A 17,660-nucleotide genomic window follows, 5' to 3' on the forward strand; every position below is an offset into this window, starting at 1 on the left:
TGTCTTAAAGTTTTCTTAAATGAGCCAATTATTCTATCTAAAAGAATGCTCTTCTACTAATGACGAAATATCAAAGTTTTTACTTTATGATCACTCAGATTTTATTTCGGTGCACACCTATAATCAGACTCAGGGTCGCGGACAGTACGGAAATACATGGGCTGCGACTGCAGGGAAAAATTTAGCTTATACACTGGCGGTAAAGATCCAAAACATTTTGGTTTCAGATTTTATGTTCAATTATTATACCGCAATTATCATTAGAGATTTTCTTGCCAATCTGACTGAAAATAAAGTAGAGATAAAATGGCCAAACGATATCATCCTTAAAAATAAAAAAATCGTTGGAATTTTAATAGAAAAGAAGAAAATTAATCAAAATAATTATTTCATCATTGGGGCCGGATTCAATATCCTGCAGGAAAAATTTGACGAAATATCCAATGCAGGCTCCCTTTTAACGCAGACAGGAAAGCATTTTGATATTAATCAATTTACTTTAAACTTACATGATTTTTTGGTTGAAAAACTTCAAAACATTCCTTCAGAACAAGAAATTCTGAATCAATTCAACAGCTATTTATTCCGAAAGGATCAAATTTCGGTTTTTGAGCTCAACCAAAAAAGACAAAATGGCATTATAAGACATGCGGATGAAAAAGGCGAACTCTGGATTGAACTTGAAAGCGGACTACAATCTTTTTACCACAAAGAAATAAAGCTTCTTTACTGATTAGCTCTTTTAAGATATAAATAGGCAGCAAGAGGGAAAAAGACAATATTGGGAAACCACATTGCCAGAATCGGCGACATACTTTTATTTTCAGACACCACTTTTAACGCTTCAAAGGAAAAAACAAAAACAAAGGCTAAAGAAATCCCGACGGCCAGGTTAATTCCTAACCCTCCTCTTTTTTTCTGGGAAGATAATGAAAGCGCTAAAAACGTAAGAATAATAATAGAAACAGGCATTGAAGTCCTCTGATAGAGCTCATTTAAATGGGTATTTAAATTACTGTTTCCTTTTTCTTTCTCTCTGGCAATAAATTTCAGAAGCTCAGGAGTTGTCTTATTTTGTCCTAAAAGTTCATTCGGAAAGAGCTCTTCCGGGCTATGTCCATAGCTTTTTCTTAATTCAGCACCATTTCCAAGCTTTTCTGAATTGTCTTTATTTATTGTTTTTTCAAGATAACTATTAAGAACAAACTGCTTTTTATCCTTATCCCAATATACATCTGAAGCTTTTAGTTCGTAAATCATTTTTCTGTCCTTATCGAACTTTTGAAAAATAAATCCGGAACCTCTTTGCTCTCTTTTATTCCAGGAATTAACGAAAATATATTCTGTACGGCTTATTTGGGCCGAAGCAGGTGCCGTTCCCAATACTTTTTCCTTATTTCTGGCATTGTAAGTATAAGCTTCGAGCTCATTTTTCTTAATATTTGCCCAAGGTAATACGAAATGATTAATCACAAGGGAAATCCCTGCAATGAAAACAGAGGTCAATAAATAGGGTCTTGCAAAACGGTGAAAACTAGCCCCGCTGCTTATTACGGCAACAATCTCTGTATTATTTGCCATTCTTGAGGTAAAGTAAATCACTGAAATAAAGACCAGAATAGACAGAAACGTCATGACCAGATTGATAATCCAGAACGGATAAAAATGGATCAAAAAATAAGTCACGTTTAGTTTAGGATCCAGTTCTGTTGCACTCTGTATCCTGGGAATCTTTGACTGAACATCGATTACCAATACAACTATAGACAACAATATCAGCATGAAACTGAATGTCCCAAGATATTTTTTGATAATATATTTATCTATAATTGTAATCATCTCTCTTATAGTCTTTGTCTAAGAACCGGAACTACAGATTTTTTCCACTCATAGAAATCTCCGGCAATAATGTGTTCTCTGGCGACTTTTACCAGATCCAAATAAAATGCTAAGTTATGAATTGAGGCAATCTGTTTACCTAAATATTCTTTAGAAACAAATAAATGTCTCACATATGATTTTGAATATTCTCTGTCTACGAAGCTGGTTCCGAACTCGTCTAAAGGTGAAAAGTCTTTTTTCCACTTTTCATTTTTCATATTCATTACCCCTTTCCAAGTGAAAAGCATGGCATTTCTTGCATTTCGGGTAGGCATTACGCAATCCATCATATCAATTCCCAAGCCTATAGATTCCAAAATATTCCACGGAGTTCCTACTCCCATTAAATATCTTGGCTTTTCTTTAGGTAAAATATCGGTAACCTCATCGGTAATTCTGTACATTTCCTCTTCAGGTTCTCCTACAGAAAGTCCGCCAATTGCATTTCCTTCTGCGCCTGCTTCAGCAATAACTTCAGCAGAGATTTTTCTTAAATCTGAATAGGTAGAACCTTGGACAATTGGAAAAAGTCTTTGTTTGTGCCCGTACAATTCAGGATTATTTTCCGTCCATTCAATGCATCTTTTCAGCCAACGGTGCGTAAGCTCCATAGAGGTTTTTGCCTGGTTGTATTCGCAAGGATACGCAACACATTCATCAAAAGCCATGAAAATATCAGCTCCTATCTGTCTTTGGATTTCCATAGATTTTTCAGGCGAGAACATATGATAACTTCCGTCGATATGGGATTTGAATCTTGCTCCTTCCTCAGTCATTTTTCTGCTGCTCGCTAAGGAAAACACCTGAAACCCACCTGAATCAGTAAGAATGGGAAGATCCCAGTTCATGAATTTATGTAAACCTCCCGCTTCCTGCATGGTTTCCATTCCAGGGCGCAGGTATAAATGGTATGTGTTTCCCAAAATAATTTGGGCTTTTATATCTTCCTTTAATTCTCTTTGGTGAACTGTTTTTACACTAGCAACTGTTCCAACAGGCATGAAAATAGGAGTTTGAATTGTACCGTGATCTGTGGTAATTTCTCCCGCTCTTGCCTTCCCTTCCGAGGTTTTTTCTATATTAAAAAACTTTTGCATCTTAAACTATCTTGATAAAGTCGGAACATTCTGAGGATTTCCGTTTTTCTTCAATTTATCTTTTATGTATTGATCTGCTTTCGGATCTTTTTTTAATAAAATTCCCTGAGCATCTTCAGTTATTCCCTGCATCTTTTGCTTTACAACATAATACTTAAAGCTTTCAACAAAATCTTCTGATTTTACATGATGTGATTTCAGGACATATCTCGTTCCCGCTTCCAAGTTGGTATTCGGATACATATAAGTTGCCTGGTCATTAATCGCCAGATCTGCAATAATCTCCGCCATCTGATCTTTAGGAATCAGATTCTTAGGCTTATCAATATAATCCTGACATGAAAACAGGCACATCAAAATAAAAACGAAGACTATTTTTTTCATAATCTGCCGATAATTGATTTCCATTTTAAGTTTAAAACACCAAAAACCGCTTCATGAATAATTCCTCCATTCATTTTACTTTCGCCTAAAATTCGGTTGGTAAAAATAATAGGAACTTCTACAATTTTGAATCCTTTTTTGAAGGTTCTGAATTTCATTTCAATCTGAAACCCATATCCTTTCAATCTTACATTATCCACACCTATTTCTTCCAATACTTTTCTTGAAAAACAAACAAAACCTGCTGTTGTATCATGAATGGGAAGTCCCAAAACAAATCTTACATATTTTGAGGCAAAATAAGAAAGCAAGACTCTTCCCATTGGCCAATTGACCACATTTACTCCTTTCGAATACCGGGAACCGATGGCCATATCTGCATTTAAGCAAGCTTCGAAAAGTTTTGGCAAATCGTTTGGGTTGTGGGAGAAATCAGCATCCATTTCGAAAATATAGTCATAATTATTCTCAATCGCCCATTTAAACCCATGAATGTATGCTTTTCCCAAACCATCTTTCACCTTTCTGACTGAGAGGTGCAAATAGTGTGGAAATTCCTTCTGTAAATTCTTTACAATTTCCGCCGTTCCGTCGGGAGACGAATCATCCACAACCAAAATATGAAAGTCATCATCCAATGCAAAAACCGCGGAAATAATATTTTGAATATTTTCCTTTTCGTTATAAGTTGGAATTATGACCAGTTTTTTCATTTCAGTTTGCAAAGATAGTTTATTTAACCTTTTTATTTTATACAAAATAATCTATAATTTTGCAAAAAACATTCCGTTGTTATTATCACAAAATTTTATAAACCATGTAAGAATACCTGAGAACAACGATTGGGTAATTTTTATATTGCTGGGCTGCATCTTTTTATTTATTTTTATGATGAATATCATAGAAAGGGACGCCAATTTAAAGGATTTTCTGCTTCAGAAATATTTTGATGCCAGTAACAATTTACCCAGCTGGGTCATTACTTCATGCGTAACCGCACTCACTTTGTCGGTTTTAGCATCTCAATATATTCCAGTTGTTCCTAAATTTGTTGCTGATCTCCGGATTTTAGGATATCAGCTTAATAAATTCGGATTTACTTTTATTGCCATCATACTTTTTTATGCTATTAAATCTGTTTTAGGCTTTTTATTTTACCAAAGTATAGGTGATGGAAAAAAATGGTCAGTTTTTTATTTTACTGCCACAAAATTCTACTTTGTTTTATCATTTTTATTAATAATTCTCTGTGTTACCCACTATTATTTCCCGATAGACAGAAATAAATCTTTTTTGTATTATTTATACTTCTTTTGTTTTGTCTTTATTTTCAAGGTTTTTTTCTATTTATTTCACAGAAACAACGTTTTGCCGGAAAAATGGTATTATAAATTTTTGTATATTTGCACCCTCCAAATCGCACCAATATTATTGCTTTGGAAGGTATTATTTTTATAAACAGTCAATGATGAGAATAAAGTCTATATTGGTTTCACAACCTGCGCCTAGTGAATCTTCTCCATACTTGGATATAGCGAAGAAGGAAAAAATAAAAATAGATTTCCGACCTTTCATCCACGTCGAAGGAGTTGACAACAAAGAATTAAGAACACAAAAGATAGATCTAACGCAATATACTGGTATTATCTTTACCAGTAAAAATGCGATAGACCACTACTTCAGACTTGCCGAGGAACTTCGTTTTTCGGTCCCAGATACGATGAGATATATTTGTCAGTCTGAAGCGATTGCCAATTATCTTCAAAAGCATATTGTCTATAGAAAAAGAAAGATCAGTTTCGGAGAGAAGAATTTCTCAGATCTTGCTCCTCTTTTCAAAAAATTCCCGACAGAGAAATACCTTTTGCCATCTTCAGATGTACTAAGTCCGGATATTGTAAAAACACTGGATGCGGCGAATATTGACTGGACAAGAGCCATCATGTACAGAACAGTATGCAGTGATCTTACAGATATCAACATTAAAGATTACGAAATGTTGATTTTCTTCAGCCCGCAAGGAATTAAATCTTTACAGCAGAATTTCCCGGATTTCAAACAGGATGAAACAAAAATCGGCGTATTCGGAAATACAACTTTAGCTGCTGCAGAAGAGGCTGGATTGAGAGTAGATTTAATGGCTCCTACAAAAGAAACTCCTTCCATGACTATGGCATTGGAAAAATATATTAAAACACTTCACAAATAGTTTTTAATATCAAAAATAAATCAGCCGTCTTTTCATACAAGGAAAGATGGTTTTTTTTTAATTACATTTGAACAAGAATTAATATTGAATGGAAGCTCCACAGGCAAAAAAAATAGAAAAAATATTAGAAATACACGGCGACAAAAGAATAGACAACTATTTCTGGCTTAATGAAAGAGAAAATCCCGCGGTAATACAATATCTGGAAGAAGAAAATGCTTACGCAGATTTCATCATGAAGGATACGGAAAAACTGCAGGAAGATCTTTTTGAAGAGATGAAAGCCCGTTACAAAAAAGACGACGAATCCCTGCCTTATTTTTTTAATGAGTACTGGTATATCGTTCGTTATGAAGAAGGAAAAGAATATCCCATTTTTTGCAGAAAGTATAAAAGTTTAGAGAACGAAGAAGAAATCATTCTTGATGTTAATATTTTAGCAGAAGGTGAAAGCTATTTCGAAGTAGGAAGCGTTGCGGTTTCCCCAAATAATAAACTTGCCTCTTTCTCCACGGATAATGTAAGCCGAAGAATCTACTCTATCAACTTTAAAGATTTACGAACAGGAGAAATTCTTGCTGACAAAATCCCAAATACAACAGGAAAAGCAGTTTGGGCGAATGATAACGAGCATATTTTTTACATCAGAAAGGATGACAGCTTACGTGCGTTTCAGGTATACAGACACAAGCTAGGAACTGATACTTCAGAAGATGTTTTAATTTTCCATGAAAAAGATGATACGTTTGATGTAAATGTTTTTAAAACGAAATCTTTAGAATACATTTTTATCGCAAGTTCGAGTACGATTTCCGACGAGCATAGATTTATTCCTTCTGACAATGTTTTTGCAGACTGGACTATCATTCAACCAAGAATTGATGATCTGGAATATTCTGTCGAGCATTACGAAGATGAGTTTTATATCATCACCAATGCAGACGATGCCACCAATTTCAAAATTGTAAAAACAAAAATTGACAATTGCGGAATGGAAAACTGGGTGGATGTTATTCCTCACCGTGAGAAAGTTTTGCTGGAAGGTTTTGAAATCTTTAAAAACTATCTTGTTCTTGAAGAACGGGAAGAAGGTTTACTGCAAATAAAGATTATTGATGAAAAAACTCAGGAGTCTCATTATTTGCCTTTCTCCGATCCTACTTATACTGCCTATATAGGAATCAATTTAGAATTTGATACAGAAGTTTTACGTTACGGTTATACCTCACTCACACAACCGGGTTCCACGTACGAGTATAACATGAAAGAGAAGACCACCAAACTTCTGAAACAGCAGGAAGTATTAGGCGGAAAATTCTTCGCTGAAAATTACATTTCTGAAAGAATCTGGGCAGAGTCAAGAGATGGAGAAGCGAAAGTTCCGATTTCTTTGGTTTATCATAAAGACACTAAAAAATCTGCTGACACTCCCCTACTTTTGTACGGTTATGGAAGTTATGGTCACACGGTTGATGCAAGTTTTTCGAATGTAAGATTATCTATTCTGGACAGAGGGTTTATCTATGCAATTGCCCATATCAGAGGTGGTGAATACTTAGGAAGAGAGTGGTATGAAGACGGAAAAATGCTTTTTAAGAAAAACACGTTCTTCGATTTTATTGATGCAGGGAAATTTTTAATTAAAGAAAATTACACCTCATCAAAGCATTTATACGCAATGGGCGGAAGCGCAGGAGGCTTGCTTGTCGGAGCAGTTGTAAATTATGAACCTAATTTATTCAACGGAATTGTAGCACAGGTTCCTTTTGTAGATGTCGTTTCAACCATGTTGGATGAAACCATTCCTTTGACAACCGGGGAATACGACGAGTGGGGAAATCCTAATGATGAAGAATATTATCATTACATGAAATCTTACTCTCCTTACGATAATGTAGAAGCGAAAGATTATCCGAATATGCTCATAACAACCGGACTACACGATTCTCAGGTTCAATATTGGGAGCCCGCAAAATGGACCGCTAAATTGAGAGAATTGAAAACGGATCATAACATTTTGATTTTCAAAACAGACATGAGCGCAGGACACGGAGGAGCAAGCGGAAGATTTGAATCATTAAAAGAAGACGCGTTGGAATATGCCTTCTTATTAAAACTAGAAAATAATTATTAAAAATTATGATTCTCCTCATTATTTTCTTATGTATTATAATTATCTATTATCTTTTTCAAAAAAACAAGATCAATAGAATTGACAAACAAGAAGATTTGCAGAATAGGAAGAATGAAAAATTCAAACAACTTCTTGATCTTGCAAGAAAACAGGACGTAGAATCTGAAGAGGATAACATTAATAAAAATAACAATTAGGAGAATTGATGTATAAATTATGATTAACGAAGCAGAATATTGGCAAAAGATAGAACAATTTTTCATTGAAAATTTTGACACTGAAAAAAATGCTCCGATTGAAACCTATTTGTTTTTAATCGGACTCCAGGAATTGGGAAGCGGCCAGCAAAAATACACTAAAGACGATAAAGTAAATTTAATCCATATTGCAGTTTGCAGATTATTAGAACCTTTTGGATATTATAAATTTTCACATTATGACGATGACGGATATCCGCACTTTGAAAAGCTGGAAGAGCTTCCGGAACTGAAACCAAATGAACAGCAGATCCTGATGAAAAAAGCAATCATCCAATATTTCCAGGATGAAGAATTGATATAAATAAAGCTTGGAGTCTTCCAAGCTTTTTTATTTAAATTTAATTCCGACTTTGAAATTAGTCGAGAATTTCCTCCAATTGGTTCAGTCCTGTTTTAAAACCTTCTTCAAAGCCCATTTCTAGCAGTTGCTTTAAAGCGTCCTGCGAGGCAAAGTGAATATTAACGGTTACTTTCGTGCCCTCCTCTACTCCGGTAAAACCAAGCAGCCATTTTGCCTGGGGAAAATCTTCATTAATTGTTCCGTTTTCATCACAGAAAGCATCCATACCGTCAAAACTCCTGTATTCTCTAATTTCCCCGTACTTCAATAAGGAATAATGTCTTTCTCCTTCCGGACCCACCATTGAGTACAGCCACGTTCCCCCTTCTTTAAAGTCCTGATTTTTAGTTTCACATTTCCAAGGCTTGGGAGCCCACCATTGATCCAAGAGCTCGGATTTGGTAAAATAATCCCATACTTTTGACACCTCTGCGTTGTAAATTTTCATGACATAAACAGAGTTTGAATCAAAATCTTCGTTAAAAGTGATCATAGATTTCATAATAATATTTTGGTTTAAACAAAGCTAGTTTTTTTATGATCAACCGGAAACCAATTCTATAAAAATGATTAAATATTTATAAATAAATGTTAAAAAACACTCTTTTAAGAAAAATTATACAATTTTTTGGCTCGTATTTTGTTTATCAAATCTTAAAATGATTAATTTTAACATTCACAAGTATAAAAAACTATTAAAATTAAATAATGAATAACAAATTCATCCCAATAATTTCAGTGTTTATGACGATTTCACTGATCGTTTTTGTCACACTCCAATTTTATTGGCTGAAAGGTTATTATGGAGCCTTAGAACAAGAATTTACCAATAAAGTCTATTCTGCTCTGGAAAGTACCTCAAAAACTATTGGCGAAATTGAAGTTGAAAAATATCTGAATGAAGATTTTAAAAATTTCAGAAAAAATATTTTAGCCAACAGCGATCAACCTTCTTTAACAACAATACAACAAGTAGAAGATTCCGGAACACAACGACAGATCATCTACTCTAAAAATATTATTGAAAAAACACAACTACCCATTTCTCCCAAAGGCGACTCCATTAAACTTACCACTTTATATACTGATGAAGCGGCATACAAGCTGAAAAGAGACACCACCAACCGGGAGCCTCTTACCGCGGATATCAATCAGGATATTGAAACGGGTGATTATTCTATGAAAGAATATGTAAAAGTCTATGGAAATAATCTTCCGATTACAAAAAGAGTAGATCAGAAAGTTCTTGACTCTGTGATTACCAAAGAGCTTAAAATAAGAGGGATCACTGCTAGTTTTGGGTACGGAATCGTAGACAAAAACAATAAACTGACGAGTATCGCCAACAAAATATATAAAGAGAAAAAAGACAATAATTTCTATAACTACCCTCTTTTCACCGATAAAAAGGATAGAACCATCTATGGCTTAACTTTAGTTTTCCCGAAAAAGGAATACTCTTTAGCCATGAACAACTGGCCGATGCTTTTAGGAACCTTTCTTTCACTGCTGACGATTTTAGGAATTTATATTATTTCCATCAATTATATGATGAGGCAAAAAAAACTGGCAGAAGTGAAGACGGACTTTATCAATAATATGTCTCATGAGTTTAAGACTCCACTGGCAACGATTTCGGTGGCAACGGATTCATTAGCTAATGATAAAATTGCGACCAATCCCGATAAGGTAAAATACTATTCAGAATTAATCAAGCAGGAGAACCTGAGGATGAAAAAACAGGTGGAGAACGTCTTGAATATGTCGAAGCTTGAACGGAATGAAGTCAAATTATTCTTAAAGGAAACCAATGTAAGAGAGCTGATTAAAAAGACAACAGAATCTTTCAACCTGATCGTTCAGCAAAGAAACGGAACCCTTAATCAGGAATTCAATGCTACAAACTACACGTTTAAAATAGATGAATTCCACATTTCCAATATGCTGGTGAATCTTTTGGATAATGCCAATAAATACTCACCGGAGACGCCGGAAATTACAATTAAAACAAGAAACGAGGGACATTTCTATGTAATTGAAGTTTCAGATAAAGGAATGGGAATGGAAACCCAGAATAAAACGAAGATTTTCGAAAAGTTCTTCAGAGAAGAGACCGGAAATATTCATAATGTGAAAGGGCAAGGTTTGGGACTTTCTTATGTAAAGAAAATTGTAGAGCTTCATAAGGGACAAATCATTGTAGATTCTCACAAAGGAAGTGGAAGTACATTTACCATTAAACTTCCGATGAGCTAAAATGGAAAGATCAAATAAATATAAACCAAATAACAAATTATAAGAAGAGAAGAGTGACCTGTGCATTCTTAAATATTAATTATTAATTATTAATTATTTTAAAACTATGAGCAACAGAATATTATTAGTAGAGGACGATCAGAGTTTCGGGGCAGTGTTGAAGGATTATTTGACAATAAATAATTTCGAAGTTACTCTTGCCACAGATGGTGAACAAGGCTTGAAAGAGTTTACAGAAAATGAATTCGACATCTGTATCTTCGACGTGATGATGCCTAAAAAAGACGGTTTTTCATTGGCGGAAGACGTTAAAAAGATAGATAAAAATACCCCGATCATTTTCCTGACTGCAAGAAATATGAGAGAAGATATTTTAAAAGGTTACCAATTGGGAGCGGATGATTATATTACAAAACCATTCGATACCGAACTTCTTTTATATAAAATCAAAGCCATCCTTCAAAGAAGCTCTACGCTAGAAAATGAAGAGCAGGAACAGTTTAAGATCAGCAATATTTTCTTTGATTCTATGCTGAGACAGCTAAGAGTTGGAGATAATGAATATAAACTATCTCCAAAAGAGAACGAGCTTCTGAAACTTCTTTGTCTGCACAGAAATGATTTCATGCCAAGAGATCTTGCCTTAAGAAAAATCTGGAAAAAAGAAAATTACTTCACGGCAAGAAGTATGGATGTTTATATTGCAAAACTTCGTAAACTTTTAAAAGATGACGAAGGATTGGAAATTATCAACGTACATGGGGAAGGATTTAGACTACTGGTAAAAAACTAGAAGTTTTTTAACCCAAAACAATATACCCTTCAAATTAGCAAGACATTTCAAAATGTTTTGCTAATTTTGTTTTAAACGACTGAATTTGATATGAGAAATTTACTTTTAGGACTTACAGTGACAGGATTTTTAATCATCTCTTGCAAAAAAGATGAAAGACCTACTTATATAAAAGACGAAAATGGCAGCCAGCCAGTTTCTACTGTAAATAACACCCCAAAAGCATCTCTAATGGCACAAGCCGGAATTCAAACCGCTCAACCCAGCCAAATGGTTACTGCCTCGGGAATGAATCCTCCTCACGGACAGCCGGGACACCGTTGTGATATTCCTGTAGGCCAGCCTTTAAACGCTGCACCAACTCAAAATGCACAGCCGGGAGCTCAAAATATTACCGTAAATGCCAACCAAGGTCAAACTATTCAGATTGATCCTAATTCATTAAAACAAGTCAACAACACTAATAAACCGGGGAAGATCGCTCCGGGAATGAATCCTCCGCACGGAGAGCCGGGGCACAGATGTGACATCCCGGTAGGACAACCTTTGAATAGTAAACCTGCAGTTGCCCAACAATCCGTTCAGACAATTGCTCAAAATACACCTGCTCCGACTCCAACTCCTGCACCAACAGGGCCAAAACCGGAATTAAACCCTCCTCACGGAGAACCTTGGCATGACTGTGCTAAAAAAGTAGGTGATCCTCTTTAATTTTTTGTAAATTTGCTGTTGTGAAATGGGGTCAGATTATAGCAATTATTTTCTGTTTGGGAATTTTTATAATTCCTAAAGATAATTTCTATGCTCAAATTTCACAGGAAAACTGTTGCAAATCTGAATCAGGAATGGATTGCTGCAAAAATGATCATCAACAACATTCTCGACATGACCACAACAAAAAAGAGCAAAAATCTTCCTGTAATGACGATTGCTGCTCAACTTGTTTAGCTTGTTACACTTATATAGAGACTCCTTTTTCAAAGAGCTTACAGCTAGAATATTCATATTACAAATCCAATAAAAATTTACAGTTCGAATATTCTGATCCGTATATTTCAGACCGTTTAAAAGAGATTTGGCAACCGCCGAAAATAGCTTAATTCAATCAGCAGAAGTTCATTATAACTTTAATGAACCGTTTTTTAATTAATCTAAATTTTAAACAAAATGAAATTATATATTTCCAGGGTTATTCTTGGTGTATTCTTACTATCTACACAATTTATATTTGCTCAGCATCTTTCTAAAAACCAGTTTAAAGTTAAAGGAAACTGCGATATGTGTAAAGAAAGAATTGAGAACACAGCCAAAAAAGCAGGTGCAAAAACAGCCATCTATTCTATTGATCTGCAAACATTAACTTTAGAAACCGACCATTCGGTTTCAACGGATGATATCTTAAAAAAAGTCGCTGAAGCTGGTCACGATAATGAAAAATTCAAATCAACCGATGCTACCTACGAAGCACTTCCGGGATGTTGTCATTACGAAAGAGATCTACAAGCAAAACCGGTTGAAAATCACGATCATCATTCAAAAAAAGAGAATGAATTCTATGTAAAAGGAAACTGCGAATCATGCAAAGCCAGAATTGAAAAAGCAGCGAAAGACGCAGGAGCAGAATCTGCCGAATGGAATGCAGAAACACAAACTGTTATTTTGAATTTTAATTCGGAAAAAACTTCCTCAGATACAATTTTAAAGAAAATTGCAGAAGTTGGCCACGATAATGAAAAGTATAAATCCAACGACAATACTTACAAAAATCTGCCTGCGTGTTGCCTTTATGACAGAAACATTCCTTTTGGAGAAGCTAATCCAAAAGTTCATGCTGAAGAAGATAATTCTGAACACTCCGGACACAACGATCATAGTACCACAAATGAAAACCATGACAATCATGAAAAACAGATCGAAGGAGTTATCGTAACCGGAACAAAAGCAGCAACCTCTTTAAATAAAAAAGAAGCAGGATTGGTTTTTAATATTGATAAAAAAGAATTATTAAAAGCCGCTTGCTGTAATTTATCCGAAAGCTTTGAAACCAATGCGACCGTTGATGTTTCTTTCAGCAACGCCGTGACCGGAACAAAACAATTGAAAATGTTAGGTTTAGATCAAAAATACACGAGCCTAACAAAAGAATTATTACCCGAAATCAGAGGGTTAGCTTCTGCTTACGGATTGAATTTCATTCCCGGAAGATGGATCGAAAGCATTCAGCTTACCAAAGGCGGAAGTACAGTAACCAACGGCTACGAAAGCATTACAGGACAAATCAATACAGAACTGTTGAAAAATGCAGAAAAACCCGAGACTTCATTAAATCTTTTTGCCGATTTTAACGGAAGAGCTGAAGCCAATATTACTAATGTTTCGCCTATCAACGATAAATGGTCGCAGACATTCTTACTTCATGGAAACGGAACTTTCGGAGACACGGACATGAATAACGATGGATTTCTGGACAGACCAAAAGGAACTCAATTAAATACAGCTTATTTATTGAATTATAATGATTTAGAAAAATCAGGTTTAGGTTCGCATTTTGGAATTAATTTCATTAAAGACGAAAGAACTTCCGGACAAATAGGGTTTGATAAAAAAATTCCACAGGACAAGCAATCGCTTTATGGTGTTGGAATCGATATTTCAAGATTTCAGGTTTGGAATAAAACAGGATATGTTTTCAAAGGAAAGCCTTATCAGAGTTTAGGCTGGATGAATCAATATACTTATCATCAACAAGATAGCTTTTTTGGATTAAGAAATTATTCAGGAAAACAGCAAACCTATTATTCAAATTTAATTTTTGAAAGTATTTTAGGAAATACCAATCACAAATACAAAGCCGGAGCGAGTTTTATGTATGATGGCTACGATGAAACGTATTTAACGGACAATTTTAAAAGAAACGAAATCGTTCCCGGAGCTTTCGCAGAATATACTTTGACAGGTTTAAAATATACTTTGGTGGCAGGAGCAAGAGTCGATTTTCACAATTTGGCAGGAACTCAGTTTACACCGAGATTAAATTTTAAATATGATTTCACGCCACAAACTATTTTGAGACTTTCTGCTGGAAGAGGCTTCAGGACAGCGAATGTTTTTGCGGAAAGCCAGCAGTATTTTGCGTCGAATAGAAATATTCAGATTTTACAAAATGGTGGAAATATTTATGGTTTAAAACCGGAAATCGCATGGAACTACGGAGCAAGTTTACAACAGGAATTTAAACTTTTCGGAAGAAAATCTACGATCGTGGCCGATTTTTTCAGAACCGATTTCCAGGATCAGGTGATGGTAGATTTAGACCGTTCACCTCAGCAATTGACTTTCTATAATCTTGACGGAAAATCTTTTGCCAATTCTTTCCAAACGCAATGGGATTTTACGCCTTTTAAGAATTTTGAGGTAAGATTGGCCTATAAATATTATGATGTACAGGCAGATTATTTAGACGGAAGACGTGAAGTTCCATTCATGGCGAAACACAGAGGTTTTGTGAATCTGGCGTATTCAACCAATAAAAATAATAACGGCGGATTCTGGAGTTTTGATACGACTTTAAATTTAGTCGGAAAACAAAGACTTCCGAATACCTCTTCAAATCCTGAAGAATTCCAGCTACCAACCTATTCTGAGTCTTATGCGATTTTAAATGCGCAGTTCTCAAGAAATTTCAATAAAAAAATCAGAGCTTATGTAGGTGGTGAAAACTTAACTTCATATTATCAGAAGAACGCAATCGTTGATTTTAAAAATCCTTTCGGAAATTATTTTGACGGCGGAATGGTGTATGCTCCGATTATGAAGGCAAATTTTTACGTCGGACTTGACGTAACATTTTAATTAAGATTAATTTCCCTCAGATTTTCACAGATTGCACGGATTTCCTGTGAGATTTGTGAAATCTGCGGGAAAATAAACAAGCATGGTTTCAATAATTTAATCATTAAGAAGCCATGCTTTTTTGTACCTTTATCTTAAAGAAAATCTATGTCACAGACACTTATCTTTGAAGACAACTACAAGAAGCTGGGTTTCGAAACTTTTTCCGAACATAATCTGCAAACGTTTAAAGACTCCAACTATAAATCTGAAATTAAAGTTTTCTATGTTCCATCCGGTTATGAACTGACAGTAGATTTTAAACATTATACAACAGAGAATCCTGTCTTATTTTTTTTGACTAACCAACATTTGACCGTTGAAAATGGCATAGAAGAATCTCATCTTTTATATTACAACCGCGATTTTTACTGTATCCAGATTCATGACAAGGAGGTAGCCTGCGACGGAATTCTTTTTCACAATGTCTTTGAAATCCCTTTTGTTGAGTTGGATGAAAATGAAAATTTCACCATTCAAAATCTATTTCAAAACATCAAAGACGAACTGGAATGGAAAGATTCTTCTGCAGAAGAAATGATCCGGACTTACGTTAAGCAAATTATCATCCGTGCCACCAGAAAATGGAAAAAGCAAAATCTTGATAACGACGAAATAAAAATTCCGAGCAACGAATTGGATGTGTTCCGTGATTTCAGCCGACATCTGGAAATTCATTTCAGGAAAAAGCACAATGTAGCTGATTATGCAGATTTACTGCACATTGCACCGAAAACATTAACTCACAAATTCAAAAGTTTAAACCTTGAATCTCCAAACCAGTTTATCATTAACAGGATTCTACTGGAAGCCAAAAGACTTTTATTTTATACAGATAAACCTGTAAAAGAGATTGCCTATGATTTAGGTTATGAAGATCCGGCTTATTTTAATCGTCTTTTCACCAATAAAATCGGAAGTACGCCGACAAATTTCAAAAAAAATTACACTTCGGGAAAAAAGTACAATATTTAAGTCGATTTGTGTATTTATCTGCAAGAATATCTACCATACCTTTGTAACATCAAAAAATAACAATATTTAAAACAACAAAAAACAATTATTATGAGACGTAACGCAACAGCCGTTTGGAACGGTACCATCAAAGAAGGAAACGGACATATCACTACCCAAAGTACAACATTAAACCAAACTCAATATTCTTTCAACAGCCGTTTTGCGGATGGAGTGGGAACAAATCCGGAAGAATTATTGGCAGCAGCACATGCAGGTTGCTTTACCATGAAATTGAGCGCAGAACTTTCTCAGGCAGGTTACACTCCTGAAGAGTTGACAACAAAATCTGTCATCACCTTAGACCCGAATATCGGAAAAATTACAAAATCTGAATTGACCTTAACAGCAAAAGTTCCGGGAATTTCTGAAGAAGAATTCCAGAAATATGCTAAAATTGCAGAGGAAGGTTGCCCTGTAAGTGCGGCTTTCAACTTTGAAATTACTTTGGAAGCTACTTTGGCTAACTAAGAATTTAAATCACACAGTTTGTCATTCTGCAAGAATCTCGGCACAATTATTAGAAATATAATTATAAAAACTTTTGCTTTGATTCCTACAAAATGACAAACTAAATTGATAAAATATCATCAATAGGGACGGGCTTCAGCCCGTTTTCTCTTTTAAAACAATTATACGGCTTCAGCTTAAAATTAAAGATTAATATTAATTTCCTTAAATAAAATCTTAATATTTTAATTGATAGATTAAGCACACAACTTATAATTTTAAAATAAAATATACCCATCGGTATATTTTTGTATATTTGCATCATAATCAGTTGAAAATGTCAAAAGCAGAAAAGACCAAACAATTCATTATTGAGAAAACAGCATCTTTGTTTAACACCAAAGGCTATACTTCTACGTCTCTTTCGGATATCACGCAGGCAACGGGATTAACAAAAGGAAGCATTTATGGTAATTTCGAAAACAAGGATGAAGTAGCATTGGAAGTTTATAAATACAATGCAAATGTGCTGAAGAAAAATATGTCCCGTTCTTTCGGAGAAGAATTTCCGACGACAATAGACAAACTGCATGCTTTTGTAGCATTTTACAGGAAAAATTGGCGTTCGGTATTCTTAAATGGGGGTTGTCCCCTGATGAATGCAGCCACTGAAGCTGATGATACCTTCCCAAATTTAAAAAAACAAGTTACCCAATCATTTGGAGAATGGATTTCTAAAATTTCACAGGTTATTGCCCAAGGTCAGAAAAATGGAGAGTTGAATGAAAAAGCTGACGCAGAAGAATATGCTTCCTTGTTTATCATGCTGATTGAAGGTGGAATCTTATTATCAAAAACTACCGGGAACCAGAAATTTTTAAATCAGGCTTTAGACAAGGTACTCAATATTATAGACAACGAACTAAACAAACTTCCATCATAAACTTCACA

The 17,660-nt window shown here is 34.8% G+C and carries 18 protein-coding genes; 13 read left to right on the plus strand and 5 right to left on the minus strand.

Annotated elements, in window-relative coordinates:
- The first annotated feature begins 19 nt into the window (after positions 1 to 19).
- Complete coding sequence (locus MKS83_RS13070) at positions 20 to 733, plus strand: biotin--[acetyl-CoA-carboxylase] ligase (protein ID WP_240580055.1); 714 nt, start codon at positions 20 to 22, stop codon at positions 731 to 733.
- Here MKS83_RS13070 and MKS83_RS13075 read toward each other — a convergent pair.
- The 4 genes from MKS83_RS13075 to MKS83_RS13090 are packed head-to-tail and all read right to left on the minus strand — an operon-like array spanning position 727 to position 4,075.
- Positions 727 to 1,836 carry an LptF/LptG family permease gene (locus tag MKS83_RS13075; RefSeq protein WP_240583191.1) on the minus strand — a complete coding sequence of 370 codons (1,110 nt, stop codon included), beginning with the start codon at positions 1,834 to 1,836 and terminating at the stop codon, positions 727 to 729. The genes MKS83_RS13070 and MKS83_RS13075 overlap by 7 nt on opposite strands.
- 8 nt (positions 1,837 to 1,844) lie before the next feature.
- Entirely contained in the window at positions 1,845 to 2,978 is a 1,134-nt protein-coding gene (gene tgt, locus MKS83_RS13080) for a tRNA guanosine(34) transglycosylase Tgt (protein WP_100377342.1), read from the minus strand.
- Positions 2,979 to 2,984: 6 nt separating this feature from the next.
- A complete protein-coding gene (locus tag MKS83_RS13085; protein ID WP_240580056.1) occupies positions 2,985 to 3,362 on the minus strand; it encodes a DUF4296 domain-containing protein in 378 nt (125 codons plus the stop codon).
- A complete protein-coding gene (locus tag MKS83_RS13090) occupies positions 3,359 to 4,075 on the minus strand; it encodes a polyprenol monophosphomannose synthase (RefSeq protein ID WP_240580057.1) in 717 nt (238 codons plus the stop codon). Before MKS83_RS13090 ends, MKS83_RS13085 begins: the two co-directional genes overlap by 4 nt.
- A 178-nt stretch (positions 4,076 to 4,253) precedes the next feature.
- On the opposite strand from MKS83_RS13090, the gene MKS83_RS13095 reads away from it, so the two are divergent.
- The 4 genes from MKS83_RS13095 (at position 4,254) to MKS83_RS13110 (ending at position 8,266) form a co-directional block, all read left to right on the plus strand.
- Positions 4,254 to 4,820 (plus strand): DUF4271 domain-containing protein, encoded by a 567-nt coding sequence (locus MKS83_RS13095; RefSeq protein WP_240583192.1) that lies wholly within the window; start codon positions 4,254 to 4,256, stop codon positions 4,818 to 4,820.
- A gap of 10 nt (positions 4,821 to 4,830) precedes the next feature.
- On the plus strand, positions 4,831 to 5,571 hold the full coding sequence (locus tag MKS83_RS13100; RefSeq protein ID WP_100377346.1) for a uroporphyrinogen-III synthase: 741 nt from the start codon (positions 4,831 to 4,833) through the stop codon (positions 5,569 to 5,571).
- Positions 5,572 to 5,659: 88 nt separating this feature from the next.
- The gene (locus tag MKS83_RS13105) at positions 5,660 to 7,705 is read left to right on the plus strand and encodes a S9 family peptidase (protein WP_240580058.1); all 2,046 of its coding nucleotides are present in this window, start codon (positions 5,660 to 5,662) and stop codon (positions 7,703 to 7,705) included.
- Between the two features lie 216 nt (positions 7,706 to 7,921).
- Positions 7,922 to 8,266: a hypothetical protein gene (locus MKS83_RS13110; RefSeq protein WP_100377348.1), complete on the plus strand. Its 345-nt coding sequence runs from the start codon at positions 7,922 to 7,924 to the stop codon at positions 8,264 to 8,266.
- 55 nt (positions 8,267 to 8,321) lie between these two features.
- Here the strand turns inward: MKS83_RS13110 and MKS83_RS13115 are convergent, their stop codons facing one another.
- Complete coding sequence (locus tag MKS83_RS13115; RefSeq protein ID WP_240580059.1) at positions 8,322 to 8,807, minus strand: SRPBCC domain-containing protein; 486 nt, start codon at positions 8,805 to 8,807, stop codon at positions 8,322 to 8,324.
- 206 nt (positions 8,808 to 9,013) lie between these two features.
- Between MKS83_RS13115 and MKS83_RS13120 the strand changes: the two genes are divergently transcribed.
- The 8 genes from MKS83_RS13120 (at position 9,014) to MKS83_RS13155 (ending at position 17,652) form a co-directional block, all read left to right on the plus strand.
- Positions 9,014 to 10,561: a sensor histidine kinase gene (locus tag MKS83_RS13120; RefSeq protein ID WP_100377350.1), complete on the plus strand. Its 1,548-nt coding sequence runs from the start codon at positions 9,014 to 9,016 to the stop codon at positions 10,559 to 10,561.
- A 106-nt stretch (positions 10,562 to 10,667) separates the two neighbouring features.
- On the plus strand, positions 10,668 to 11,354 hold the full coding sequence (locus MKS83_RS13125; protein WP_039363658.1) for a response regulator transcription factor: 687 nt from the start codon (positions 10,668 to 10,670) through the stop codon (positions 11,352 to 11,354).
- Between the two features lie 90 nt (positions 11,355 to 11,444).
- Positions 11,445 to 12,065 carry a hypothetical protein gene (locus MKS83_RS13130; protein ID WP_240580060.1) on the plus strand — a complete coding sequence of 207 codons (621 nt, stop codon included), beginning with the start codon at positions 11,445 to 11,447 and terminating at the stop codon, positions 12,063 to 12,065.
- A 90-nt stretch (positions 12,066 to 12,155) separates the two neighbouring features.
- The gene (locus MKS83_RS13135; protein WP_240580061.1) at positions 12,156 to 12,302 is read left to right on the plus strand and encodes a hypothetical protein; all 147 of its coding nucleotides are present in this window, start codon (positions 12,156 to 12,158) and stop codon (positions 12,300 to 12,302) included.
- Between the two features lie 219 nt (positions 12,303 to 12,521).
- Complete coding sequence (locus tag MKS83_RS13140; protein WP_240580062.1) at positions 12,522 to 15,206, plus strand: TonB-dependent receptor domain-containing protein; 2,685 nt, start codon at positions 12,522 to 12,524, stop codon at positions 15,204 to 15,206.
- 147 nt (positions 15,207 to 15,353) lie between these two features.
- On the plus strand, positions 15,354 to 16,220 hold the full coding sequence (locus tag MKS83_RS13145) for a helix-turn-helix domain-containing protein (RefSeq protein ID WP_240580063.1): 867 nt from the start codon (positions 15,354 to 15,356) through the stop codon (positions 16,218 to 16,220).
- A gap of 90 nt (positions 16,221 to 16,310) precedes the next feature.
- Positions 16,311 to 16,730: an OsmC family protein gene (locus MKS83_RS13150; protein WP_072953912.1), complete on the plus strand. Its 420-nt coding sequence runs from the start codon at positions 16,311 to 16,313 to the stop codon at positions 16,728 to 16,730.
- A 316-nt stretch (positions 16,731 to 17,046) separates the two neighbouring features.
- Positions 17,047 to 17,652: a TetR/AcrR family transcriptional regulator gene (locus MKS83_RS13155; RefSeq protein WP_240580064.1), complete on the plus strand. Its 606-nt coding sequence runs from the start codon at positions 17,047 to 17,049 to the stop codon at positions 17,650 to 17,652.
- Positions 17,653 to 17,660 lie beyond the last annotated feature (8 nt).

This window comes from Chryseobacterium sp. Y16C (genome assembly GCF_022488405.1).
Taxonomy (GTDB): Bacteria; Bacteroidota; Bacteroidia; order Flavobacteriales; family Weeksellaceae; genus Chryseobacterium; species Chryseobacterium geocarposphaerae.

Bases quoted from the DNA above. Each gene is read 5' to 3' on its own strand.
- MKS83_RS13150 (WP_072953912.1), top strand. From the start codon at position 16,311: ATGAGACGTAACGCAACAGCCGTTTGGAACGGTACCATCAAAGAAGGA.
- MKS83_RS13095 (WP_240583192.1), top strand. From the start codon at position 4,254: ATGAATATCATAGAAAGGGACGCCAATTTAAAGGATTTTCTGCTTCAG.
- MKS83_RS13135 (WP_240580061.1), top strand. From the start codon at position 12,156: ATGCTCAAATTTCACAGGAAAACTGTTGCAAATCTGAATCAGGAATGG.
- MKS83_RS13110 (WP_100377348.1), top strand. From the start codon at position 7,922: ATGATTAACGAAGCAGAATATTGGCAAAAGATAGAACAATTTTTCATT.
- MKS83_RS13115 (WP_240580059.1), bottom strand. From the start codon at position 8,807: ATGAAATCTATGATCACTTTTAACGAAGATTTTGATTCAAACTCTGTT.
- MKS83_RS13120 (WP_100377350.1), top strand. From the start codon at position 9,014: ATGAATAACAAATTCATCCCAATAATTTCAGTGTTTATGACGATTTCA.
- MKS83_RS13105 (WP_240580058.1), top strand. From the start codon at position 5,660: ATGGAAGCTCCACAGGCAAAAAAAATAGAAAAAATATTAGAAATACAC.
- MKS83_RS13140 (WP_240580062.1), top strand. From the start codon at position 12,522: ATGAAATTATATATTTCCAGGGTTATTCTTGGTGTATTCTTACTATCT.
- MKS83_RS13070 (WP_240580055.1), top strand. From the start codon at position 20: ATGAGCCAATTATTCTATCTAAAAGAATGCTCTTCTACTAATGACGAA.
- MKS83_RS13090 (WP_240580057.1), bottom strand. From the start codon at position 4,075: ATGAAAAAACTGGTCATAATTCCAACTTATAACGAAAAGGAAAATATT.
- MKS83_RS13085 (WP_240580056.1), bottom strand. From the start codon at position 3,362: ATGAAAAAAATAGTCTTCGTTTTTATTTTGATGTGCCTGTTTTCATGT.
- MKS83_RS13145 (WP_240580063.1), top strand. From the start codon at position 15,354: ATGTCACAGACACTTATCTTTGAAGACAACTACAAGAAGCTGGGTTTC.
- MKS83_RS13130 (WP_240580060.1), top strand. From the start codon at position 11,445: ATGAGAAATTTACTTTTAGGACTTACAGTGACAGGATTTTTAATCATC.
- MKS83_RS13100 (WP_100377346.1), top strand. From the start codon at position 4,831: ATGAGAATAAAGTCTATATTGGTTTCACAACCTGCGCCTAGTGAATCT.
- MKS83_RS13155 (WP_240580064.1), top strand. From the start codon at position 17,047: ATGTCAAAAGCAGAAAAGACCAAACAATTCATTATTGAGAAAACAGCA.
- MKS83_RS13125 (WP_039363658.1), top strand. From the start codon at position 10,668: ATGAGCAACAGAATATTATTAGTAGAGGACGATCAGAGTTTCGGGGCA.
- tgt (WP_100377342.1), bottom strand. From the start codon at position 2,978: ATGCAAAAGTTTTTTAATATAGAAAAAACCTCGGAAGGGAAGGCAAGA.